Here is a 23,006-nt window from a genome sequence, read left to right on the forward strand (position 1 = left end):
CGGAGGGAGAGGAAGCGGGGGGCGGCGGCGGGTCCCCGTCCGGCGCCCTGATGCGAGACCGGGTCGGGGGCCGCCGACGGCCGGGGCCTCGGCGGCCTCGCCCGCGCGGTCCTGGCCCCACGGAACGCGCACGGTCCTGGCCCCACGGAACGCGCACGGTCCTGGCCCCACGGAACGCGCACGGTCCTGGCCCCACGGAACGCGCACGGTCCTGGCCCCACGGAACGCGCGCGGTCCTGGCCCCGCGGAACGACCGGGCGCGCCCGTCGGCGCGCCCGTGGTGATGCGCCTCGCGCGGACCGTACCTGCGGTCAAGCGCCGCCGGGGCCGTTCGGAGGTGTTGCGGTGGCGGCCGCCGAGGTCGGCGCACAGGCTGGAACGGACATGGACGTACCGCCGTCCGCCGTGCGGCGGCAGGCTCCGGGAGGACCGTGTGACCGCTTCGTCGCCCGCCAACGACGCACCGCCGGCCCGGTACGACGATCTGAGGGCCTTGGTGATCAACTGCACCCTCAAGCGTTCACCGGAGACCAGCAACACCCAGGGCCTGATCGACCGCAGCACCGCCATCATGGACGCCCAGGGGGTGCGCGTCGACGTCGTACGGGCCGTGGACCACGACATCGCCACCGGGGTGTGGCCCGACATGCGGGAGCACGGCTGGGAGACGGACGCCTGGCCGGACCTGTACCGGCAGGTCATGGCCGCCGACATCCTCGTCCTCGCCGGGCCCATCTGGCTGGGCGACAACAGCTCCGTGATGAAACAGGTGATCGAACGCCTCTATGCCTGCTCCAGCCTGCTCAACGAAGCCGGACAGTACGCCTACTACGGGCGTGTCGGGGGCTGCCTGATCACCGGCAACGAGGACGGCGTCAAGCACTGCGCCATGAACGTGCTCTACAGCTTGCAGCACCTCGGGTACACGATCCCTCCGCAGGCGGACGCCGGATGGATCGGCGAGGCGGGGCCGGGCCCCTCCTACCTCGATCCCGGCTCGGGCGGTCCGGAGAACGACTTCACCAACCGCAACACCACCTTCATGACCTGGAACCTGCTGCATCTGGCCCGGGCGCTGAAAGACCTCGGCGGCATTCCGGCCTACGGCAACCAGCGCACCGCCTGGGACGCCGGCTGTCGCCACGACTACGAGAACCCCGAACACCGGTAGGACAACCCCCGATTGGGGCAGCCGTTTCCGCCCCGGTCCCGCCCTCACCGAACGATTCACAGTCCCGCAAGGGCCGCAGGAGGCGGTCGTGCCGCCGGGGTGGGCGGCACGACCGTGGTGCGGGTGTCGCGTGGCGGGTGTCAGGCCCAGGGGGAGGTGACGACCCAGCTCGTGTCGTCGGCCCAGGCGGTGGTGTTGTCCCAGTCGTGGGAGCCGCCGTGACCGGCGATGTAGACGCCGTAGTCGTAGTGGCGTACGAAGTCGCTCGGGTAGTTGGCGGACCGGAGCGAGATGCCCTGGCCGTTGTGGCTCGCCTGCGGGCAGAAGGTGGCGTCCTGCTGGGACAGTGCGCTGCCGTCGAGGGTGTCGACGCGCAGCCGGAAGTCGTAGTGGCGCAGGTACTGCCCCGGCTTGTCGGCGGACTCGAAGGAGACGCAGGAGGCGTCGCCCAGGCCCGGGCGCACGATCCAGGTGGCGGCGGCCTTGTCGGCGGAGGAGCTGGACGAGGAGATCGCCGCGATGGCGGCGTTGCTGTCGGAACTGTTGTGCCGGAGGTAGTCGTTGGTGCAGCAGGCGGTGGTGGCCCGCAGCGAGACCCTGGAGCCCACGGTGGGGGCGCCCGCCAGGGTGGACGGGGCGTACCCGGCCGCGTCGATGTTTGCCTGTACGGCGTTCTCGGTCGCGTCCGACGGGTAGCCGGAGGTCATGACGCCCTCGTAGAAGGTGCCGGCGGAGCTGTTGCTGTTGTCGCCGCCGATGCCGAGGATGATGGCCCCTTCCTTGTGCATGGGGTGGTAGCCCGAGACGTTGGGGCGCGGTCCGTCGTAGTAGGTGGACAGGCCGCCGGACTGTGCGTTGCCGGCCCGGATCGCCCAATGGTTCGGTCCGCCCTTGACGACGGCGGTGAGGAACCGGTGGCTGACGCTGGGGTCGTTGGCGTTGTAGCCGCGGTTGACTCCGGAGAACAGGCCGTTCTCCAGGTCGGCCATGACCCAGGGGCCGTTGCCGGTGCCGTAGCCCCAGACCTTGATGTTGCCGAAGTAGACGGTCTCCATGTGGCCGTTGCCGGTGTCCCGGCTGCTGGTTTCGGCGTTGCCGTAGTCGAAGCAGCAACCGCCGTTGTAGTGGGTGCCGTCGAGGATCGCGTACATGCCCTCCGGCTGGTCCCCGGTCGCGATGCCGTTGGTGTGGTTGTTGCGGTATCCGGTGCCGGGGGCGATGAAGACGCCGTACGCCTTGTGGCCGCCCACGGTGACCGGTGCGGCGGATGCTTCCGCGAGGTTGTCGTACCCGCCCTCGGCGGGGCCGGAGAAGCCGCCGGGCGGTGCCTGGGTGAGGTGGTTGCCGCGGCCGGACTGGTCGTAGATGACGGTGATGAGGCAGCTCGTCCCCGCGCAGAAGGAGTCCTGCGCGGCGGCGTCGGCATATCCGCCCGCGCCGAGCACGCCGATGTCGCGGGTGGAGCCGTCCGATGCGCGCTTGACCTGGTAGAGACGTCCGTTGTACGCGGAGTACAGGGCGCGGGTCGTGCTGTGCGCGGCCACGCAGGGCGTGCCGCCGGCGGCGTACAGGTCGCAGGGCAGCGAGCCGGCGGCCGCGGCGCCGCTGCCGGCGGCGGCCCGACCGCCGAGCATGGCCGTGGCCATGGCCAGCACGAGTACCGGCAGAGCGAGCAGCCTGACCCGCTTTAAGCGGGCCGCTGTCACAGACATGGGGTTCTCCTGAGGATGAGTGAGGTCGGCGGCGTCCCGCCGCCGGGGCCGGACGAATCCGCCAAGGTCATGTGCATGCCATTCGGGAAGTTCCGGAGTGGGGCGAAGTCCGCCGTGCGCGTCCAAGGCCGCCAGAGAGGCTCCCAATGTTCGATGTTTCGAACGTTGGTCGTAGTGACGGACGAGCTTTGATGATAGGAAGCGCCCGAAGGGTGTCAACACATTGCGCACGTCCGATACTTCGACCACTGAAGTCCGAGGCCGGCGGACTGGACACCGCGCCGATGGCGGCGGCGCCGGCCCGGGAGGCAGGAGGGGACCGGCCGCACGCGTAGCCGGAAGGACGGGCCTCAGCGGCCCCGGTCCAGGGAGCGCCACACGTGGTGCGCCCACGCGAGCGCGTCCGCCGACTCGTGGGTGCAGAACACCGCGGCGGCGGAACCGTCCCGCGCCACCGTGTAGCCGTAGAGCTCGTGCCGGGGCCGGTCGTGATCGTCCGGGGTCAGCCAGAAGGCGTGGCGCAGGCCGTCGGGCAGGTGCTCGGTCAGCCGCTGCGCGGGCGGGGCCTCGGGGCCGCCCTGGAGGAGAGCGGCCAGGAAGTCCTCGGGGGCGCGGCCGGGGCTGTCGTCCCGGAAGACAGTGGCCGCCACGCTGCGGTCGGGGCCCGCGAACTGATGCACCCCGTCGGCGACGCGGCCGGCGAGTCCCGCGGAGCGCTCCACGGACCACTCGTCGTCCAGGGGGGTGCGCACGGCGACGGGCAACTGGTGGGGGAAGCGGCTCAGGACGTGGTCGCGGTCCCAGGTCTCGGTGAGAAGCCGGCGCGCCGTCCCGTCGTGGCCTTCGACGACGTACGGCAGCTCGTCGTCGTGTGCGACCCGGGCGGTGACGGGCGCTCCCAGGATGCTCTCGCCCCAGGGGCGGACCGCGTTCGCGAGCCCGCCTCGCACCACCAGCTCCGCGTACGCCGGGTCCTCCCACACGGCTGCGGCGCGCCGGAGGGTGTCCTCGTCGGTCTCCACCCACACGCCCAGGACGAGCTCGATCCCGCCCGTCAGCGCGAGGGGCAGCAGGCAGCGGATGAAGGACCCGATGCCTTCCACACGCAGCAGGGCGGAGGGCCCGAGGGTGTGCCGAGCCTCTTCCGGCGCGGTGAGCGCCGCGTCCGGCAGGCCGAAGCGGACGTCGATGCGCTGCTCGTCGGCGAGCGGCTCACCGCAGCAGGAACAGGAGGCGGATGGGGTGCTCATGCCGACACCCTAAAGCGTGGGGCAGGAGGCCGTGATCACGCGGCCGGGGTGGTGTCCGGGCGTGTGCGGCCGTGCGGTGACAGCCACCGCACGGCCGGGGTCGGCGTCCACGACGACCTGTGCGTCCGCAGAGAGACGACCTGTACGTCCGCGGAGGGTCGGCAGACGCACGCCCGCGGCAACCGCCTTCCTTCGCATCCTCGGCGTCACGGACGCGCACGCCACTCCGTGAGAAAGCGGCGCGGCCCGCAAGGTGCGAGCCGCGCCGCCAGGATCCTCGAAGCGCGCCCTCTCCCCGTCCCCGCGCCGCAGAGCTCCCCCCTCGGCCACGGCCTTCCGGACGGTCCGGGTTGCGGCACCGTCCGCCGGGGGCGCCCGGTGCGGTGACGGCGGCGCCCGCCGTCAGGCCTCCGCCTCGGCCTTCACTCCGGCCAGTGTCGTCTCGATGCCCGTGCGCAGCAGGGCGAGGCGGCCGTCGACGATCTGTTCCTCGCGCTCCGGATAGCGCTCGATCACCTCGTGCAGCGGGCCGCGGGCGGAGCCGAAGCGCATGCCGTGCCGCAGGCGGGTGCCGGAGCCGTCCGCGAGCGGCTCCAGGGTGTACGCCCAGATGGCCAGCGGCTCGCCGTGCCGGCGGTCGTTGTAGTGGACCACCTCCCACTCGAAGACACGCGGCTCCGACATCTGGGCGATACGGCTGACGGTGCGCCACTCGCCCAGCCCGTCGTTGCGGTTGCGGCCGGAGAAGCAGGCGCCGACCGCGGGCCCCGTGGCCCCGCCCAGCCACTCCACCTCCTGCAGCTCCGGGCTGTGGCGGGCCGAGGTGGAGATGTCCGAGACCAGTTCCCCCACCCGTTCCGGGGCGCGGCGATCTCCGTCGCGCACTCCACGTGGGGACCATCGGCAAGACGCATCGCTTCGTTCGCCAGGACAGCGTCGATCGGTTTTCCGGTTGACCGGTTCGGCCGGCCGGGTGGCCGGCGTTGGTTCGGATGGTTGGCCGGTCGGCCGGTTCGGGTGGCCGACCGGTTCGGGTGGCCGGTTGGGGGATTCGTGTCTGTCGTTCGTCGGTGACCGGTGCGCGATCAGGCTGCCACGACCGCGGTCGCGATCACACCGTCCATTACGCGCCACCGGCCCGAAACCGCCGTGAACGCGCCCGGCCGCGTCACGGTGGCGGTAACGCGCCCGGAGGAGCCGTCGCCGTCCACCCGGCAGCGGGGCACCGACGGGTACCCGAGGGCGTGCGATGCGCGCCGGGCGCACACCCGCACTCCGGCGCAGTCCCGTCGCCGTTCGTCGCCCGCGTTCGCCATGAGCCGCGCCTCGGCCGGAAGCAGCGCGTACCGTCAGCGCTCCTCCCCGTCCCTGAACGCCTCCGCCGTCACGGTCACTCCGCCGTCACGGTCACGGACGAGGAACAGGACCGCGTGCTCGGCCGGTTCGCCCGGGCCGGGGCCGCGGTGCGCACGACCGACGAGGTCCTGTCCGGGCTGCCCGCTGGTGGCTGACGGCGGTCGGCCGGACCACGTACACCGCCCGGTCTTCCACGTCCGGCGGCAGCCGCCCGTCGAGCTCCCTGCGGTACCGCTCGGCCAGTTCGGCGAAGAACGCGCCGGAGGAGTCGTCGTCGACCCGCTCGACGACTCCGCGGATCTCCGGGTGGCGGTACGGCTCGTCCGGGTCGTTGACGCAGGCCGCGACCCGTGGATCGGCCGTCACGTCGCGGAACTTGAAGCGGGTCCTGATGCCGGTGAAACGGAGACGGGTGCCGTCCCAGGAGCACCACAGGGGATTCACCTGCGGTCCGCCGTCCGGCCGGATCGTCGCCGGATGGACGAAGAGCGGCCGTTCCAGCAGATCGCGGTGGCTTTCGGGGATCGGACTCCTCACGTGCCTTCGCTGTCATGCCCTTCGGGGCGTACGACGGCCCGTCGGAGCGGTACGGCGGCCGTCCCGGCGCCCGGTCACGTCCTCCTCCTGCCCGGCTTCGGTGCGAGTCCGGCCGCGGCGAGCTGGGTCCTTATGCGCTTGCGGGCCCGGTGCAGCCGGCTCATCACGGTCCCCTCCGGTACGCCGAGCACCTCGGCGGCCTCCGCGTAGCTCAGTCCGCCGATGTCCACCAGCCGTACGACCTCGCGATGCTTGTCGGGCAGGGCGGCCAGTGCGGCGCCGACCGCCTCGTCGAAGCCCTTGCCGACCACCACCTCCTCCGGCGAGGCCGCCGCCCCGGCGGACGGCACACGGTCGAGGTCGGTGTCCGGGTCGTCGAGGAGGTGGGGCCTGCGGCGGCGGTGCCGGTTGATCTCCACCCGGCGCATGATGGTCAGCAACCAGGCGCGCGGATGCTTGCCGTCGAACCGGTCGATCGCCCGGTAGGCGCGCAGCAGCGTGTCCTGCACCAGGTCGTCGGCGTCGGCGGGTTGCGCGGTCAGTGTCATCGCCACCCGCAGCAGCACCTCCACCTCGGGCAGCACGAACTCCGCGAACGCCTTGTCCCGCACCTTCGACGGCTCGGCCACGCTCTCTCTCCCACGGGCTGGAATCCCCCAGGCCAACCGGAGCATTCCACGGAACGAGGTACGCCATAACGCGGGTTTTCGGCGCGGGACGGAGCCGGGTGCCCCCAGACCGTGCCGATACCGATCGCGGGCGGAGTGCCGCGCGAGGCCGCACCCCGGGCGGCCGCGCCGCGCGGCCGAGGTTTGGATACGCCGTTTCGGTGACGGCACCGCCCGCACCGCCCCGCCTGCCGGTGGCTGACCGGGCCGCCGGCAGGCGGGGCGGGCCGTCATACCCGGAATCCCGCGACGATCCAGCCGATTGAGCCAATCCGGCTGATCCGGCCGATCCGGCCGATCCGGCTGATCCGGCCGATCCGGCCGATCCGGCCGATCCGGCTCAGCAGCGAGGCCGGCGGCCTCACGGTTCTCCCGGCCGTCCGCCGAAAGGGTGAAACAACTCGCCCGCCCCTTTTGCGGACGGCCGGCCGGAGAGCAGGGTCCGGATCCGGGCAGCCGGCAGGGAGCGTTCATCCGCCAGGTGCGCGATCGCCCCCGTCGCCCGGGTCCGAGCCGGTGTGCAGCAGGGACTCGGCGAACGTGTACAGCCGCTCCACCGCCCGCGGGTCGGGCTGCTGCTGCCGGGCGAGTGCGCTCTTGATCTCGCGGTACAGATCAGCCTCCAGCCCGCAGTCGCGGCAGCCGTTCAGGTGCGAGGTCACCCGGCGGGCGGTGGCTTCGTCCACCTCCCCGTCCAGATACGCCTGCAGGGCGCGGCTCGACCGGGCGCAGCTCATCCTCCGCTCCGACGCCTCCCGCCGCCTCGGCCACAGCCTCATCGCCCACCTCGCCTCGATCCCGGACCGGCCGCCGCGTCGACGCCGTCCCCCGCTGAAGGACGGCTTCGGCACCCGCGCATACGGACGGCACACGGACGGCGCTCGTTCGGGCACGCGCGCTCGGAAACCGGACCGCCCGCACCGTGCGCCAGAGCGTCCGCGCCGTGCGTCGGGTGGTCGACGGCCCGGCGTACCGCGCGTACCGCCCTACAGGTGGTGTCGACGCCCGGTGACGGTCGTTCCCCGCACAGGGAACCCGCTCGCGGCACCTCGGCATTCCCCTCGCCCCCTCCGACAGCCCCCTCCGACAGCCCCCTCCGACAGCCCCCTCCGAAACGGCACGCGCCGGCGCGAGGCGGCGGCCGCGGTGCCGAAAGCCCGCCCCGGGCAACGGAACGGGCGCGGAGTTCACGTACGCGCCCGTGACGGGCTGCGCGAGCCGCCCGCTCCTGCCGTCCCCGCGGCCTCAGACCCCGGTGGTGCGCCTCTCTTCCCCGTCCTCGTCGCTCTGCAGCAGTCCCTCGGCGAACTTGCGCAGTCGCTTGACCGCGTCGGGGTCCGGCTCCGACCGGCGGGCGAGCGCGCCCTTGATCCTCCGGTAGGTCTCGGCCTCCGGTCCGCAGCGGCCGCAGTCCTCCAGATGGGCCGCCATCCGACGGGCGGTCACCTCGTCGGTCTCCCCGTCCAGGTACGCCTGCAGGACCCGGGCCGCCTTCATGCAGGTCATCCCGCGTTGGGCGGGCCGTCCGCGCTTTCCCCAGATGCTCACCGTTCACCTCGTCCCGGCACCAGCCCGGCCGCCGCCAGCCGGACGCGGATGCGCCTGCGCGCCCGGCGCAGCCGACTCGTCACGGTCGCCTCGCGCAGGCCCAGCAGACCGGCCGCCTCCGCGTACGACAGACCGTCGACGTCCACCAGGCGGACCACCTGCCGGTACCTGGCCGGCAGAGCCGCCAGCGCGCCGTCCACGGCCTCGTGGAACGCCGGCCCGGCCACGGGCGGTTCCCCGGGACGCCCCGGAACGCCCGCCGGCGCCCGGCCGGGGCCGCTCTCCCGGCCGCTCGGCGGTGGTGATCCGCCGTCACGACGCCGGTCGGCGCAGGCCTGGTGCATCAGCGTCAGCAGCCAGATGCGCGGCTGCCGCTCGTCGAGCCGGTCGCACATCCGGTACGCCCGCAGCAGGGTGTCCCGCACCAGCTCCTCGGCCTGGTCCGGCCGCGCGGTCAACGTCCTCGCCGCCCGCAGCAGCGTCTCCGTCTCGGGCAGCACGCACCGCGCGTACTTCTTGTCCCGCTCCGTCCGGGCGCACGGCAGCCGCTCCTCCACAATGACGGACACCCTTCGCTCCTGAGTCCGCATTCCCTTTCCGTACGGACCGCGGCGAACGTGGTCGAAATACCCTTCGTTCACTCTAGGCGGTTTCCGCCTCAGCGGCATTCCAGGCCCGGCCGGGCGGGGTGCGTGCCGCCCGGGGCGGGGCCGCGGACCGTCACGGCCCGTCCGGCTCCGGTGCCGGGTCGGGCGCGGCCGGGCGGAAGCCCCACTCGAAGGCCTTGGCGACCGCCTCGAGCTGGGACCGGGCCTCCAGTTTCTCGAGGATCCCGCGGACGTGGGTGCGTACGGTGGCGTAGCTGATGGTCAGGCGGTCGGCGATGGCCCGGTTGTCCAGCCCCTGGGTCATGAGGGCGAGGATCTCCTTTTCCCGGGCGGTGAGCCTGCCCAGTCGTTCCGCCTGCTGGTCGGAGGCGCGGGTGGTCTCGCGATGGCGGGCGAGGACCTCCATGAGGGTGCGGGCGGGGATGAGGATCTCGCCCGCGGCCGCCGCGCGGATCGCCGTGGCGATCTCGTCGCCGCCCGCCGACTTGAGCAGGTATCCGCTCGCGCCCGCCTCGGCCGCGGCCAGCAGGGCGGCGTCGCTGGTGTCGGCGCTGAGGAAGACGGCCACGACGGCGGGGTCGAGGGCGCGGATGCGGGCTGCGGCCTCGGCGCCGGTGCCGTCGGGGAGCCGGTAGTCGATCAGCGCCACCTGCGGGGAGAGCTGTTCCGTCATGGGCACGGCTTCGGCGACGGAGTCGGCCCAGCCGACCACGGTCAGGTCGTCGTACTCGTCGAGCAGGGCCCACAACCCCTCCGCGACCGCCCGGTGGTCCTCGACGAGCAGCACCTTGATGAGGTCGGGTTCGGGCTTCATGGCTCCGGGTCCTCCGGCGCGGAGGCACCGTCCTCCTCCGCCCCGGCTTCCGGGGCCGCCGGCGGCGCCTCCACGAGCGGCACCCAGAACTCGACCGTGGTGCCCGTTCCCGGCTCGCTCTCCACCCGGCTCCAGCCTCCCGCCATCTGGGCGCGTTCGTGGATGAGGATGAGGCCGAGGTGGCCGGGGCGGGACTCGACCTCGCGCGGGTTGTAGCCCACGCCGTCGTCGACGATCCGCATCAGGCAGCCCCCTTCGACGCCGAGCAGTTGGACGCGCACCGTCGTGGCCCGGGCGTGCTTGCGCACGTTCATCAGGGCTTCCTGCGCGGTCCGGTAGATCAGCACCATGGTGTCGACCGGCAGGGTGGCCTCCAGCTGGTCCTCGAACTTGTAGCGGGTGCCGGTCTCGGCGCGCATCCGGTCGAGGAGGGTCTTCAGGGCGGTGGCCAGGCTGCCGTGCTCCAGGCTGGAGGGCCGCAGGTCGAAGATGAGCTGCCGCAGGCGGCTGAGCGAGAGTTTCAGGGTCTCGTCCAGCCGGTCCATCACCTGCAGGTCCTTCGGGTCCGTCAGCCGTCTGCGCAGCTGCTGCAGGCGCAGCGCGGCCGCGGTGATGACCTGGATGGTGTCGTCGTGGATGTCGGCCGCGATGCGTCTGCGTTCCTCCTCCTGCACATGGATGAGGTGGCTGAGCAGTGCCTGCCGGTCCCGGTCGGTGCCCTCCAGGAGTTCCAGGCTGCGCTCGAGGACGAACTGGGCGCGCTGTATCTCGGTGATGTCCCGGACGGTCAGCACGGTGAACACGCCCTCGGCGGTACGCAGCGGGGTGACGCTCACGTCGGCCGGGAACTGCTTGGAGTCGTGGCGCCGGCCGACCAGTTCCACACTGCGTCCCGTCGGCTCCTGGCGCGGGCCGGCCCAGTCGCGCGGCGAGACGGTCAACGGCTGGTCGGGCAGCAGTACTTCGAGGTGCGTGCCCAGCAACTGCTCACGGCTGTAGCCGAACATGGTTTCGGCGCGGGGGCTGGCCTGACGGATGCGGCCCTCCGCGTCCACGATCATCATCGCGTCGGGAGACGACTCGACGAGCTGGCGCAGCCGGTCACCGGTCACGCCCGCTTCGCTCAGATCCGTCACGTACACCACGTAGCGGGGGCGCCCGCCCCGCAGCCGGCCGCCGCCGACGCGGGCCGGGAACTCCGAGCCGTCCCGGCGCAGACCCGGTGTCGCGGGCGCGAGTTCCCGTCCGGTGACCTCCGCTCCGGGGCCCGGGTGTTCGGGCAGCAGGTCCCGCAGCCGCTTGCCGCGCAGTTCGGCCGTGCTGTAGCCGAACATGTGCCGGGCCGGCGCGTTGGCGAGTTCGATCCGGCCCTGCGCCCCGATGACGAGCACGCCGCAGGGGGCCCGTTCGAGCACGTCCAGGCAGGCCTTCTCGTCGATGCGTGCGGGCGCGGTTCCCGCCCTGGGCACCGGCGGCCTGGGGAGGTGCCGCAGCGGTTCCAGGCAGGCTTCGGCGAGCTCGGCCGAGATGCTGAACTGGTCACGGGCGGCACGGGCGATCGCCTCCAGGATCTCCTCCGCGGGCGCGCCCTTGACCAGGTAGCCGACGGCTCCGGAGGCGAGCACGTCGGTCACGGTCTCGCGGTCCGCGTACGCGGACAGGGCCAGGACCCTCGTGTCCGGTGCGCGTTCGCGGAGGGTGCGTATGGTGGCGGGGGCGTCGCCCCTGGGCATCTGCACGTCCAGGACCAGCACCCGCGGGTGGGTCTGGCTCACCACCGCGACCGTCTGCGCGTGGTCGACGGCCAGCCCCACCATCTGGAAGGCGGGGTGGGACCGGACCAGGTCCGCGAGCGCCTCGCGGACCTCGGCGTCGTTGTCGGCCACCATGACGGTGATGCGGTGGTTCATGGCTGTCCGCTCCTTCCGAACACGGTGTCCGGCAGGTGGCGGGTGCCGAACTGGTCGCGCCGGCAGGCTCCGAGCGACGGCATGACGGCGGCGACCGGGGCGATCAGGACGTCGTAGTGATCGCCGATCCGGTCGCAGACGGCGATCGCCATCACCGCGTCCCACACCGCGGCCCAGAACGCCCAGTCGTGCCTTTGGTGGCTCAGCGCCGTGTCCAGGGCCGCCCGGCGGGCCGCCGAGGCCGCCACCAGGATGCGGTAGCGCTCCTCTTCGGTGGTGGTACGCCGTACCTCGGCCCATGCCTCGGCGCGGGTCTGGCTGGAGGTCTGCCGCCACAGGCCGGCCACCCGGTCGATCTGCTGCGCCGACAGGTCCTCGATGCGGGTGAGGAACCGCAGGACCCCTCGGGTGTTGGGCCCGAAGACGACACTCATGGTGCTCTCCTTCCGTGTCTGTCGCTCCGCCGGCTTCGGGCCCCTCGTTCGTCCCGTCCGGCCTACTGGCCCTGCCCCTGCTGTCCTTGCTGTCCTTGGTTCTGCTGGCCTCCTTGCTTGGCCGCGTTGACGGATGTCTTGGCCTGGCCGCCGCTCTTGCTGCCGATGAGCTGGAAGGTCACGCCTCCCTCGTCCGCCTTGGTGATCTGGTAGGAGCCCACGGCATCGGCCGCGCCCTTGTCGTTGACCTGGAAGGTCGTGATCTTCCTCGCGTCGCCGTTCGGACCGCCGACGTAGAGGGTGACGTTCTCCCTCGCGGCGAACCCGGTGACGTAGAAGCTCACCGTCGTACCGGCCTTGGCGGAGTACGTGCTGGGCTCGGCGGCCGGCGAGTAGGGCATCACCTGGAAGCCGGACCGGGCCACGGCGCGGGTCTGGTCGCCGATCGCGGTGAGGCTCTGCCTGCCCTTCAGGCCGAAGGGCACGCTGAAGGACACGGCTCCGACCTTGCCGTTGGCGTCCGCGTTGGTGGTGAAGGCCGGGATTCCGCCGACGCTGTTGATGTAGTAGAGGATGCGCTCGCCGGGGGCGAACCCGCCGGCGGAGACAGTGATCCGCTGTCCGGCCTTCAGGGCGTAGGGCGACGACTTGATCGACGGGTACAGGCCCAGGACCTGGAAGGGCGCGCTGGCCGTGGTCCGGCTCTTCTTGCCGACCAGGATCAGGGTGCTGGGGCCGGTGGGGGCCACGCCGACCTTGATGTCCGCGCGGCCGATGCCGCCGGAACCGTCGGCGGTCAAGGTGGCGTCCGGCTTGCCGCCGGCGCGGCCCCAGTAGACGTCGATGGGTTCCCCGGCCTGGAAGCCGCGGACGCTCAGCGACACCGAGTCGCCGGGTTTGCCCACCTGCTTGTTGACCTTCACGGAGCCGATCACGCCGCCCGAGACGAGCTGGGCCTCGGCCGCCTTGTCGCCGTCGTGCTGCTGCGCGACCACGACGGCGCCCCTGCTGACCTCCTCGGGCACGGTGATCTGGGCGTTGATCGACCCCCACCGGTCGGTCTTCGCCGTGGCGATGCTCTTTCCCTCGGTCTGCTTGGCCGAGGTCTTCAGGAACAGGTCCACGGTGGACTTGGCGTCGAAGCCCGCGCCTTCGACGGTGGCCTTGCCGCCGGGCGCGACCAGGCCGGGGTTGATCACGATGATCGGCCCGGCCTCCCTCGGGACCTTCTGTCCTCCCAGCCTGACCGTCTTCGTCTTCTGGGAGGGCGTGTCGAGCTCCTTGGGCTCGCCTTTCCTGTTGTGGGACTTGGAGTTGTCTCCGGTGGTGTTGAGCGCCCCGCCGAAACCGCCGCTCTTCGCGACGACTTGGACGAGGGAGCCCACGACCAGGAGCGCCACGGCGATCATCAGGAGCTTTTTCCAGGTGAACCGCCTCTTCGTTCCTCCGGTTCCTTCGGGAGGAATACGCTCGGTTCCCTCAGGGCTATCCGGTGTTCCCTTTTCCCTGCCCTCGGGGTTTTCGGGCATGACGTTCACCTCCTCGGCCCGGGACTAACCGACCCGGTAGATCTGCAGCTTGATGTCGCCCTGACTGGTCTCCCAGACCTTCCTGGAGTTCTTCAGCGCGGTCAGGATCCAGTTCTCGCGCCCGTCGCCGTTGTTGCCGTCCATGGCCTGCCGCATCTTGTTGGACATGATGATGTAGTCGATGTTCCGCCAGTTCTTGGCGAAGAGTTTGTCGCGCACGTCGGGGTCGGACGAGGCGTTCCAGTGGGAATGCGCGAACGGGTAGAAGGGGGGCACGTCGTGGAGTTCGCTCCACAGGTCGTCGTCCATGATGATCCGCGCGTTCGCCGGGACGTTCTTCCGTATCCAGGCGACCTGCCGCTCCTGCATGCGGGTCAGGTTCAGCTTCGGCTGGTACTGGTCCGCGATCGCCACCCGCCCCTCGTCGTTGACCGTCAGCAGGTAGCCGGTGGCCGGGAGGAGCAGCACCACGGCACCGAATGCGGCGGGCAACGCCTTGCGCAGCCCTGGACGGAAGCGGCGCAGCAGCCGGTCCGCCGTCATGCCGATGGTCGCGGCGAACAGCGGGATCAGGGGGGTGATGTAGAAGTCCAGCAGCACGCTGCCGCGCACCAGGTAGAGGCTGTAGGCGAAGGCGAGGGTGCCGATGATCAGGAAGCCCGGGTTCCGCCCGCGGTCCCGGACGCCCCAGTACAGGGCGGCCAGTACGGAGAGCAGGCCGAGGATCAGGAACACCCCGTCCCGGGGGAGCCAGCTGGCGTACAGGAGGCTGCCATGGCCGACCAGGGAGCCCTGGTTGCGGTTGATCTGCCACCACAGGGTGTAGAGCAGGGACACGTGGTCGGCCGGCGGGTTGTTCAGGTCGAAGTCGAGGCCACTGGGCATGAGCTCGTTCTTCAGCACCGCGTACAGGACGTAGCCGCCGACCGGGACCGCCAGCGCGAACGGCCACAGCGACTTGGCGAATCGGCGCTGGGCGGAACCCCTCGTCCTGCGGTGCAGCAGATACACCAGGGTGGGCACGAAGAAGACCGCGTTCTCCTTGGTGATCAGCGCCATCCCCAGTGCGGCCCCGGCGCCCAGCGCGTGGCGGATCCTCATGTCGCGGCAGAGCAGCAGGTACAGGCTCAGCAGCACCCAGAACATCATGAGGTTGTCCAGCAGGACCTGCCGCTGGTAGTAGACGGCGATCGGCGAGACGTTGTAGAAGAACGAGGTCACGGAGGCGGCCAGGAGGCTGCCGGTCAGCCGCCGGACGATCTCGAAGAGCAGGACGACGCCGGCCAGGTGGACCAGCAGCATCAGGAACCGGCCGGTGTTGATCGCGTTGCCGAACGTCTCGAACTGGTTCGGCAACGGGAAGGCCCAGCCGGCGAGCTGGATCCAGCCGCCGGGCGCGTGGTCGTAGTCGTAGGTGTACGGCGACAGGCTGGTCTGCCGCACCAGCGACCACGCGCGCTGCATGTAGATGCCCTCGTCGGTGAGGTACAGCGGGTACTGGAACAGGTGCCAGCCGTGCGTGACGAGCCCCATGAGCACGGCGGCGCCCAGCGCGATCCGTCCGCGCCGCCCCAGCGGGCGGAACCGGCCCAGTGTGACGACCGGTTGCGGGGCGCGCCCAGCGGGTGCCGGGGCCTGCCCGGTGGCCTGTGCGGCGGGTGCGCGTCTTTCGTCGGGGACCACGACCAACTGGGGCCTGGCCGCATCCCGTCCCGGTTCATGCGACATGGGAGTCCGCCTCCGGTGGTTCGGCCCGGTGGGCGCCGACGTGCTGGGTCTTCTCCCAGTCGCTGCGGCCGGTCATCTGGCGTCGCATGGCGCGGAGCGCGGCGTAGGAGAGGACGAGTTGGTACGGGTACCAGGCGACGGCCATCCGCAGGACGGCTTTCGGTGTCGCCTGCAGTCCGTGGGCGTCGGTGAACTCGTACAGGCCCACGGCCTGCGTCACGAAGTGCGCCGCCAGCATCAGCACGGGCAGCCAGGAGATGAGCGCCACCAGCACCGGGACCTTCAAAAAGAGCATCATGCCGAGGGAGACCAGCAGGTACAGGCCCAGCAGCGCCTGCCCGTGCGGGAACGCCAGGACGTAGAAGGCGAGCCAGCGCTGCTTGCGGGTGGGCATCTGCTTCCAGGTCCCTTTGCGCAGGGTCTGCATGAACCCCTGGCTCCACCGGGTGCGCTGCCGGACGAAGTGGCCGAGCGTGGGCGGGGTCTCCTCCTTGGTGACGTAGCGGTCGTCGTAGACCACGCGCACCCGCTCCCCCGCGGCGGACACCCGCAGCCCCAGGTCCGCGTCCTCGGTGAGGTTGTGGTCGTCCCAGCCGCCCAGGCGCACCAGCAACTCGCGCCGGAAGAACACCGTGTTGCCGCCGAGCGGGATGGCCCCCTCGAGGGCGTGGTAGTGCAGACGGCTCTTGAACCAGAAGAAATACTCCAGGACGTTCAGGGCGGAGTACCAGGTGGACTGATAGTTCATCAGCTGCACGCCGGCCTGGACGACGTTGACCCGGTCCTGGATCATCACCGTGTTGACCAGGGCGAAGATCGCGGGGTGGATGTCGTCCTCGGCGTCGAAGATGGTCACCACGTCGTGGCTCGTGTGCGGCAGGGCCGCGTTGAGGCCGTGGGGCTTGTTGACGGGCTGGTCGTCGAAGACGACGACCCCGACGTTGTGCACCCCCTCCCGGCCGAGTTCGGCGATCTTCTCCTCGGCCCTGGCGATCGTGCCGGTGTCGTCCGCCGAGCAGATCACGAAGACCTCCAGCAGCTCGGCCGGATAGTCGGCGCGCACCACCCGCTCGATGGTGGTCTGGATGACGTCCTCTTCGTGCCGGGCCGGCAGCAGCACGCTGAAGGACAGCCGGGGCGGCAGGAACTCCTCCGGCGCCCGGGCCCTCTCCTCGGCGTCCTTCTGGTCCCAGGTGTAGAGCATCAGGTACAGGACGTGGGCCGACTGCACCGTGAGCAGGACGGAGATCAGAACCAGTCCGGTGTGCAGGAGGAGGGTCATCGGATCCTCCCCCCGGTCCCGTCCCACACCCACAGGGCGCTGGAGGCGTAGTTGACGGCGAAGGCGGCGCCGATGGCGAGCAGGTTCGCCGCCACGAGCTGGACCCCGCCGTGCACCAGGGTCCACAGGACGAGCACATTGACCGCGAGGCCGGTGAGCATGGACACGTTGAACTTCCCGAATCCCCTGAGTGACGGTGTGCGCGCGGCGAAGGTCCACCAGTCGTTGAGCAGGTAGTTGTGGACCACGGCGAGCTCGACGGCCAGGACGGAGGCCGCGACGAGCGGCATCCGCAGCACGCCGTGGAGGACGTACAGCACCGCCGTGTTCACGGCCGTGCCCGCACCGCCGACCACCGCGAACCGCAGGATCCGGCTCGCCGGCAGCGCTCTGGTCCGATCGCGCCGGGCCGTGGACACGGCGGGTTTCACGGCAGGCCGCGGGGACGGTTCCGTCTCCCCTCGCGGTTCGCCGGTGTGCACGGGTACCGTCCGGAAACAGCGCATCTGTGCCCTCCAAGCGGGAGACGCCCCGGCTCCGCTCGGCGGGACATCACACACCAGCCTGCGCTCCTGAGCAGGCGCGGGCATCACATAAACGGGTGAGCGAAGCCGCCCCCTTCTGGGGATCTCTCCCTCCCCCATTCGGGGGTCCGCCACGATCGGCCCGAAGGCCGGGGGAGCGGTTTTCCTCCCCCGAAGGGGGGAGCTCCCTCTCCCCCGTCGGCGGGTGCTGCGCCGCTCTCCGCCTGCGGACCATGGAGCGCGCAGGAGTGTCCCGGCCCGGTCCTCCGGAGGGGAGGGCCGGGCCGGGGCGGCCGGGCCGTCCTGTTTCCGTCAGCCCGGTCTCGTGGCCCACCAGCACCGGAGGTAGGTGCGTCGCCATGGCCGATCGTTCAGCGTCGGGTTGTTCAACGCCGGGTTCCAGACTCGCCGCGCGCGCCGGAGCTGCCGTCGCGGCGCTGGCACTGGCCGTCGGCCTCTCGAGCGCGGCCGCTCCGGCGGGCCTCTCGGGCACGGCCGCTCCGGCGGACTCCGGGACGCTCCGCGAGTCCGAATGGGCGTTGACCGCCCTGAAGGCGGAGCAGGCCTGGGAGACCACCAGGGGGGAGGGCGTGACGGTCGCGGTGATCGGCACCGGCGTCGACGCCTCCCATCCCGACCTGGCGGGCCGTGTCGTCGGCGGCAAGGACGCCGACGGCGCGCACGACGAGGGCTCCGCCGCGGTCCAGGGCACCCACGCGGCGGGCGTGATCGCCGGAACCGGCCGCAACTACGACGGCCACGGCCTGCTCGGGCTCGCTCCGCAGGCGCACGTACTCCCCTTCCGGGTCTACCGCGACAACACGGCCCCGACCGCCGCGACCGCCCAATCGATCACGGACGCCGCGCGCCGGGGAGCCGACGTCATCGACGTCACTGTCGCCTTCCTCCGCCCCAGCGACGACCTCAGGAGAGCCGTCGAGTTCGCGGCCGACCGGAACGCCCTGGTCGTGGCCGGCGCGGGCGACACCGGCCGGACGAACGACGCGCAGACCTATCCGGCCGCCTATCCGGGGGTCCTCTCGGTCGCCGCCGTCGACAAGAAGGGCGCGCTCTGGCCGGGCTCCCACCACGGCAAGGACGTGGACCTGGCCGCGCCGGGCGTCGACATCCTGACCACCGCCAGGAACCACGACTACTGGACCGGCTCCGGCACCGCGCTCGCGGCGTCCTGGGTGGCGGGCTCGGCCGCGCTGCTGCGCTCCGAGCACCCGAAGTGGACCGTCGAGCAGGTCACCCGGGCACTGACCGGGACGGCCGCCGGGCACGGCAAGGCACGCTGGAACGCGCGGTACGGCTGGGGGGCCGTCGCCCCCGCGGCGGCGCTGGCGCAGCGCGCCGTCCCGTCCGGCTCCGTGCCCGCGCCGCCGAACGAGCGGGCGGCGGACACCGACAGCCGCACGTCCTCCGACACCGGGCCGGCGCTGGTCGTCCTGGCCGTGACCGCGGCGATGTTCGTCCTGGCCGTCATCGCCTGGTTCCTGATCCGGCGCAGCGTCACCCCGTCGGACGACGACTGACGGCGGGCCGGTTGACCAGCCACGCTCCCGAGCGCACGCGCCCCGAAACACCCGTCCCGGCGCGCACGCAGCCACGTCCGCAAGGGGTGCGGCTGGCGGCTCTGCTGGCCGCCCTCGGCCTCCTCGTGGCGGTCGCCGCGGCGACGGCCGTCCCGTTCCCCCCGCACCCGGGCACCGGCGCCGCCCCGCCTCCCGCCCCGCCAAAGCCGCGTTTCCCCGCCGTGACCCGTCTCTACACCGCCTCCGACACCCCGGCCGCCCGCTGGGTGCGCGCACACGCCCGGGATCCCCGGGCAGCGGTCATCCGAAAGCGCATCGCCGCCCGGCCGCAGGGGGCCTGGTTCACCAACCCGGATCCGTCGAAGGTGGCGGGCGAGGTGCGCGCCGTGGTCGACGCGGCCCGGGTCCAGGGCGCGATGCCGGTCCTGGTCGCCTACGCCGTGCACCGCCGCGACTGCTCCGGACACAGCGACGGCGGCACCGGCGATCTGGCCCCCTACCGTGACTGGATCGAGAACTTCGCCCGGGGAATCGGCTCGGCAAAGGCGCTGGTGGTCCTCGAACCCGACGCCCTCGCACTCGCCGACTGCCTCAACTCCCGGGAGCGGCGGATCCGCTTCGCGGCCCTGTCCTACGCGGGCCGCATGCTCCGCCACCACGCCCCGCGCTCCTCGGTCTACTACGACGCGGGCCACTCCGGGTGGCAGCCCGCCCGGACCATGGCCGACCGGCTCAGGCGCGCCGGGGCCACCCGCTACGCGGACGGCATCGCGCTGAACGTGTCGAACTTCAACCGGACCCGTGACGAGATCGACTACGGCCGCTCGGTCCTCCGTGAGCTGGGCAGCGCCCGCCTGACCATGGTGATCGACACCAGCCGCAACGGCGCCGGTCCGGCCCGGGGCCACCGCGCCTGCGATCCGTCGGGCCGGCGCCTGGGACGGGCCCCGACGACCGACACCGGCGTGCGCGGCGTCGATGCCTACCTGTGGGTGAAGCCGCCGGGCCAGACCGACGGCTGCGCGGCGGCCGCGGGGACCTTCGACGCACGGTACGCCTACCTGCTCGCTCGGTGACGAGACGAAACCACCCATCCTCTCTTCGCGCACATAAGGAATACAAGTAACCAAACGGCCGAATTCGGTCTACTTCAATTGAAGTAGACCGAATTCGGCCGTTTGGCGTGCGCGGAGTTCGGTCTTTCGGTGTGTGCGGAATTCAGCCGTTTGGCGCGCGCGGGATTCAGTCTTTTGGCGTGCGCGGGATTCAGTCTTTTGGCGTGCGCGGGATTCGGCCTTTTGGTGTGCACGAAATTAGCTCGGCCGTACGAAGATTCGGCCAGGACTCTTTTCCTAGCCTCGTGGGCAACGCGACAGAAAGTCCGAAGGAGCCCACCGCCCATGAAAAGAGTTCTCATCGTGGAGCCTCATCCGCAGGTACGGGGAGCCCTTTCCGAACTCGTGGAGGACGAGCCCGGATGCGAACTGGCGGGGGCATTCACCACCATCGCCGAGGCGATGCCGCTGGTCAGTGAGCTGATGCCGGACGTGGTCCTGGTCGACGCGGACGCGTCGGACCGGCAGTCCCGCCGAATCGGCGAACTCCTTCCCACGGCTTTGCTGGTCTTTCTTTCCGCGGCCGCAGAGCCATGCAAGGAGTGCCCGGAACCACCGGCAGAAACGCCCTGCATCAGCATTCTCAAGACCGACGCACCCGAATTCCTCAGGAGTCTCACCTCATGAATTCCCCGCTGGGAAACAACACCGGTTCGACCACTCCCGTGTCCGAATCCGCGACCGAAGAGAAGAAGCGGAACCGCAGTCGGCGGCGGCTGGTGCTCGGTGTCGCGGCGGCGGCCGTCGCGGTCGCAGCCGCCGGTGGAGTCGCCACCGCGTTTACAGTGGACTCTGTGAGCGGCTCCAAGAACACCACCGCTCCCGGGGTGCACGGCCCGCTGCACACCAAGGGCGGCGACATCGTCGACGCCGACGGCAAGAAGGTGGTGCTGACCGGCGTCAACTGGTTCGGCCTGGAAACCGGCACGTTCGCACCGCACGGGCTGTGGACCCGCAACCTCGACTCCATGATCGAGCAGATGGTCGACACCGGGTTCAACACCCTCCGGCTGCCGTACTCCAACGAGCTCTTCGACGCCAAGAGCAAGCCCAACGGCATCGACTACAAGAAGAACCCCGAGCTCAAGGGCCTCAACGGCCTGCAGATCATGGACAAGGTCGTCAAGAGCGCCACCGATCACGGGATGATGGTCATCCTCGACCAGCACCGCCCGGACCAGTACGGCCAGAGCGACCTCTGGTACACCGAGAAGCTCCCCGAGAGCAAGTGGCTGTCCGACTGGAAGATGCTGGCCGAGCGCTACAAGGACAACGACAAGGTCATCGGCGCCGACCTGCACAACGAACCGCGCGGCCGGGCCACCTGGGGCGACGGCAACCCCAAGACCGACTGGAGGATGGCCGCCGAGAAGGCCGGCAACACCATCCACTCGGTCAACCCGAACTGGCTGATCTTCGTCGAGGGCAACGACACGTACAAGAACGAGTCCACCTGGTGGGGCGGCGAGCTGCGGGGCGCCAAGGACCACCCGGTCAAGCTCAAGGAGTCCGACAAGGTCGTGTACTCCGCGCACGACTACGGGCCCGGCGTGTACAACCAGAACTGGTTCATGGACAAGAGCTTCCCGAACAACATGCCCGCCTTCTGGGACAAGCACTGGGGCTTCCTGAAGAAGACCAACACCGCTCCCGTGCTGCTCGGTGAGTTCGGCGGCAAGAAGAGCACGGGCAACAACACCGAGGCCGTCTGGCAGAAGAGCCTGATGCGGTACCTGAAGAAGAACGGCATCAGCTACACCTACTGGTGCTGGAACCCCGACTCGGGCGACACCGGCGGCGTTCTGAAGAACGACTGGAAGACGGTCGACCCGGGCAAGAAGGCGCTGCTCTCCATCTACCAGGAGCCGCTGCCGGGGGCGAGGACGGCACAGTCCTCGCAGTAGTCCCCGCACCCCCGGGCGGACAGGCAGAGGCCGCGGGCATCGTGCCCGCGGCCTCTCGGCCGTACGCGCCCGCTTCCGCCCTGCCGATCACCCGGGCCGCGTCGAAAGGGACACGTCACAACACGTCAAAAAGGGCCCCTCCGCGCCCGCCGGTCCGTCGTCGATTCGCCGGTAGCGGTGGATGTCGGACCGCTCGGGCCGCTCGGACCGCTCGGACCGCTCGGGCCGCTCGGACCGCTCGGACCGGTCAGCCGCTCCCGTACGGCGGTACGGCGACGTCCGTGGCCCGCTCCCGGGGACCGTCCGGCGCGGTGAACCCGGTGATCGGCGGCATCGGTGCCGACGCGTCCAGCAGGCCGGACCCGAAGACCTGGCCGTACGCCCCGGCCCGCCGGCTCCGGCCGTGCTCCTCGATCACCGCACGGGCCGACCGCGCGGATCACCGCGTGGGCCGCCTTCCGGGCGGGTGCCCGCGGGAGGGTGCCCGCACGGCGGCGCCGGGCTCGCCGGCCGGGCCGATCACGGTCTCGGCCGGCAGCGCACCCCGTCCGGGCGGATCCGCCCGGCGCGTTCCCGGTGGGTGGGGTCCGTCACGCCGACCACCGGTACTCGTCCACCGCGACGAGACCGCGGGCGAGCTCACCGGACGACACGAGCCCCAGCCGCAGGGCGTGGGCGACCGCCTGGGTCCGGCTGTGCACGCCGAGCTTGTCGAAGATGTGACTGACGTACGTCTTCACGGTCTGCTGCCCTATGCCCAGCTCGCGCGCGATCTCCTTGTTGGCCTTGCCGCGCGCCAGCATGACCAGTACCTCCGACTCACGCTCGGTGAGACGCTCCGGCCCGCTCGCGCCGTTGACCTGGTCCACCAGACGGGCGACCGCGGCGCTGGAGACGTACGTCCTCCCGGCCGCCGCGGCCTTCACCGCGTGCCGCAGCTCGTCGGCCTCCGCGTTCTTCAGCAGGAAACCCGTCGCGCCCGCCCGTACCGCCGCCATCACCGTGCCCCCGTCGAGCGCGCTCGTCAGCGCCACGACCCTGACCTCGGGCAGCTCCTCGCGGATCTGCTCCGTGGCCTCGATGCCGTCCATGACGGGCAGCGTCAGGTCCATCAGCACCACGTCCGGGCTCAGTTCCCGGGCCAACCGCACGGCCTCCCGGCCGTTGGTCGTCTCACCGGCCACCGCGATGTCACCGTCAAGGCTCAAAAAGTCACGCAGGCCCTGCCGGACCACCGCATGGTCCTCCGCGATCAGAACATGCACTGCCACTGATGATCTCCGTTGTCGAGCACCGGCTCACGGCGTCACCACGACTGCTTCGCGCTACGTGCCCGCGGCCGACGCGGTCGGCGTCGTCCCAGCGTTCCTTCCGCTGC

23 protein-coding genes are annotated in these 23,006 nt (G+C 71.3%); 5 read left to right on the plus strand and 18 right to left on the minus strand.

Features of this window, described 5'->3' with window-relative positions; all coding sequences use genetic code 11:
• Positions 1–433 precede the first annotated feature (433 nt).
• Positions 434–1,171, plus strand: coding sequence for a flavodoxin family protein (locus IE225_RS19715; RefSeq protein WP_190058887.1), 738 nt, complete (start codon positions 434–436; stop codon positions 1,169–1,171).
• 140 nt (positions 1,172–1,311) lie between these two features.
• On the opposite strand, the gene IE225_RS19720 is transcribed toward IE225_RS19715, so the two are convergent.
• The 16 genes from IE225_RS19720 to IE225_RS19790 all read right to left on the minus strand — a co-directional run bounded on the left by IE225_RS19720 (position 1,312) and on the right by IE225_RS19790 (position 16,966).
• The gene (locus IE225_RS19720) at positions 1,312–2,817 is read right to left on the minus strand and encodes an alpha-L-arabinofuranosidase B (protein WP_373303237.1); all 1,506 of its coding nucleotides are present in this window, start codon (positions 2,815–2,817) and stop codon (positions 1,312–1,314) included.
• Between the two features lie 416 nt (positions 2,818–3,233).
• Positions 3,234–4,133 carry a DUF2199 domain-containing protein gene (locus IE225_RS19725; RefSeq protein WP_190058889.1) on the minus strand — a complete coding sequence of 300 codons (900 nt, stop codon included), beginning with the start codon at positions 4,131–4,133 and terminating at the stop codon, positions 3,234–3,236.
• Positions 4,134–4,535: 402 nt separating this feature from the next.
• Complete coding sequence (locus IE225_RS19730) at positions 4,536–5,018, minus strand: SRPBCC family protein (RefSeq protein WP_190058890.1); 483 nt, start codon at positions 5,016–5,018, stop codon at positions 4,536–4,538.
• Between the two features lie 522 nt (positions 5,019–5,540).
• Positions 5,541–6,026 carry a PPOX class F420-dependent oxidoreductase gene (locus tag IE225_RS19735; RefSeq protein ID WP_190058891.1) on the minus strand — a complete coding sequence of 162 codons (486 nt, stop codon included), beginning with the start codon at positions 6,024–6,026 and terminating at the stop codon, positions 5,541–5,543.
• A gap of 74 nt (positions 6,027–6,100) precedes the next feature.
• The gene (locus IE225_RS19740) at positions 6,101–6,655 is read right to left on the minus strand and encodes an RNA polymerase sigma factor (protein WP_229879766.1); all 555 of its coding nucleotides are present in this window, start codon (positions 6,653–6,655) and stop codon (positions 6,101–6,103) included.
• 269 nt (positions 6,656–6,924) lie between these two features.
• Positions 6,925–7,059: a hypothetical protein gene (locus tag IE225_RS33790; RefSeq protein ID WP_268250005.1), complete on the minus strand. Its 135-nt coding sequence runs from the start codon at positions 7,057–7,059 to the stop codon at positions 6,925–6,927.
• 105 nt (positions 7,060–7,164) lie between these two features.
• The gene (locus IE225_RS19745) at positions 7,165–7,431 is read right to left on the minus strand and encodes an anti-sigma factor family protein (RefSeq protein ID WP_190058893.1); all 267 of its coding nucleotides are present in this window, start codon (positions 7,429–7,431) and stop codon (positions 7,165–7,167) included.
• 508 nt (positions 7,432–7,939) lie between these two features.
• Positions 7,940–8,242 carry an anti-sigma factor family protein gene (locus tag IE225_RS19750; RefSeq protein ID WP_229879768.1) on the minus strand — a complete coding sequence of 101 codons (303 nt, stop codon included), beginning with the start codon at positions 8,240–8,242 and terminating at the stop codon, positions 7,940–7,942.
• Entirely contained in the window at positions 8,239–8,811 is a 573-nt protein-coding gene (locus IE225_RS19755; protein ID WP_229879770.1) for an RNA polymerase sigma factor, read from the minus strand. The genes IE225_RS19750 and IE225_RS19755 overlap by 4 nt, the downstream gene beginning before the upstream one ends.
• Before the next feature lie 151 nt (positions 8,812–8,962).
• Positions 8,963–9,664: a response regulator transcription factor gene (locus IE225_RS19760; RefSeq protein WP_190058895.1), complete on the minus strand. Its 702-nt coding sequence runs from the start codon at positions 9,662–9,664 to the stop codon at positions 8,963–8,965.
• Complete coding sequence (locus tag IE225_RS19765) at positions 9,661–11,574, minus strand: PAS domain S-box protein (protein WP_190058896.1); 1,914 nt, start codon at positions 11,572–11,574, stop codon at positions 9,661–9,663. The genes IE225_RS19760 and IE225_RS19765 overlap by 4 nt, the downstream gene beginning before the upstream one ends.
• On the minus strand, positions 11,571–12,008 hold the full coding sequence (locus tag IE225_RS19770; RefSeq protein WP_190058897.1) for a hypothetical protein: 438 nt from the start codon (positions 12,006–12,008) through the stop codon (positions 11,571–11,573). The genes IE225_RS19765 and IE225_RS19770 overlap by 4 nt, the downstream gene beginning before the upstream one ends.
• Before the next feature lie 62 nt (positions 12,009–12,070).
• Positions 12,071–13,417, minus strand: a complete 1,347-nt coding sequence (locus IE225_RS19775; protein ID WP_190058898.1) for a hypothetical protein — start codon at positions 13,415–13,417, stop codon at positions 12,071–12,073.
• A 144-nt stretch (positions 13,418–13,561) separates the two neighbouring features.
• Positions 13,562–15,265: a glycosyltransferase family 39 protein gene (locus IE225_RS19780; protein ID WP_229879771.1), complete on the minus strand. Its 1,704-nt coding sequence runs from the start codon at positions 15,263–15,265 to the stop codon at positions 13,562–13,564.
• The gene (locus IE225_RS19785; RefSeq protein ID WP_190058899.1) at positions 15,255–16,547 is read right to left on the minus strand and encodes a glycosyltransferase; all 1,293 of its coding nucleotides are present in this window, start codon (positions 16,545–16,547) and stop codon (positions 15,255–15,257) included. The genes IE225_RS19780 and IE225_RS19785 overlap by 11 nt, the downstream gene beginning before the upstream one ends.
• The gene (locus IE225_RS19790; RefSeq protein ID WP_229879772.1) at positions 16,544–16,966 is read right to left on the minus strand and encodes a GtrA family protein; all 423 of its coding nucleotides are present in this window, start codon (positions 16,964–16,966) and stop codon (positions 16,544–16,546) included. The genes IE225_RS19785 and IE225_RS19790 overlap by 4 nt, the downstream gene beginning before the upstream one ends.
• A 644-nt stretch (positions 16,967–17,610) precedes the next feature.
• Between IE225_RS19790 and IE225_RS19795 the strand changes: the two genes are divergently transcribed.
• From IE225_RS19795 to IE225_RS19810, 4 genes are all read left to right on the plus strand, one after another.
• Complete coding sequence (locus IE225_RS19795; protein WP_229879774.1) at positions 17,611–18,609, plus strand: S8 family serine peptidase; 999 nt, start codon at positions 17,611–17,613, stop codon at positions 18,607–18,609.
• A gap of 11 nt (positions 18,610–18,620) precedes the next feature.
• Positions 18,621–19,685 (plus strand): glycoside hydrolase family 6 protein, encoded by a 1,065-nt coding sequence (locus IE225_RS19800; RefSeq protein WP_229879776.1) that lies wholly within the window; start codon positions 18,621–18,623, stop codon positions 19,683–19,685.
• 324 nt (positions 19,686–20,009) lie between these two features.
• The gene (locus tag IE225_RS19805) at positions 20,010–20,351 is read left to right on the plus strand and encodes a response regulator transcription factor (RefSeq protein ID WP_190058902.1); all 342 of its coding nucleotides are present in this window, start codon (positions 20,010–20,012) and stop codon (positions 20,349–20,351) included.
• 167 nt (positions 20,352–20,518) lie between these two features.
• A complete protein-coding gene (locus IE225_RS19810) occupies positions 20,519–21,628 on the plus strand; it encodes a glycoside hydrolase family 5 protein (RefSeq protein WP_229879777.1) in 1,110 nt (369 codons plus the stop codon).
• A 247-nt stretch (positions 21,629–21,875) separates the two neighbouring features.
• Here the strand turns inward: IE225_RS19810 and IE225_RS19815 are convergent, their stop codons facing one another.
• Positions 21,876–22,046, minus strand: a complete 171-nt coding sequence (locus IE225_RS19815; RefSeq protein ID WP_190058904.1) for a hypothetical protein — start codon at positions 22,044–22,046, stop codon at positions 21,876–21,878.
• 172 nt (positions 22,047–22,218) lie between these two features.
• On the minus strand, positions 22,219–22,899 hold the full coding sequence (locus IE225_RS19820; protein ID WP_190058905.1) for a response regulator: 681 nt from the start codon (positions 22,897–22,899) through the stop codon (positions 22,219–22,221).
• Positions 22,900–23,006 lie beyond the last annotated feature (107 nt).

Origin of the sequence: Streptomyces echinoruber, assembly GCF_014651135.1 — a bacterium.
GTDB classification, from domain to species: Bacteria; Actinomycetota; Actinomycetes; order Streptomycetales; family Streptomycetaceae; genus Streptomyces; species Streptomyces echinoruber.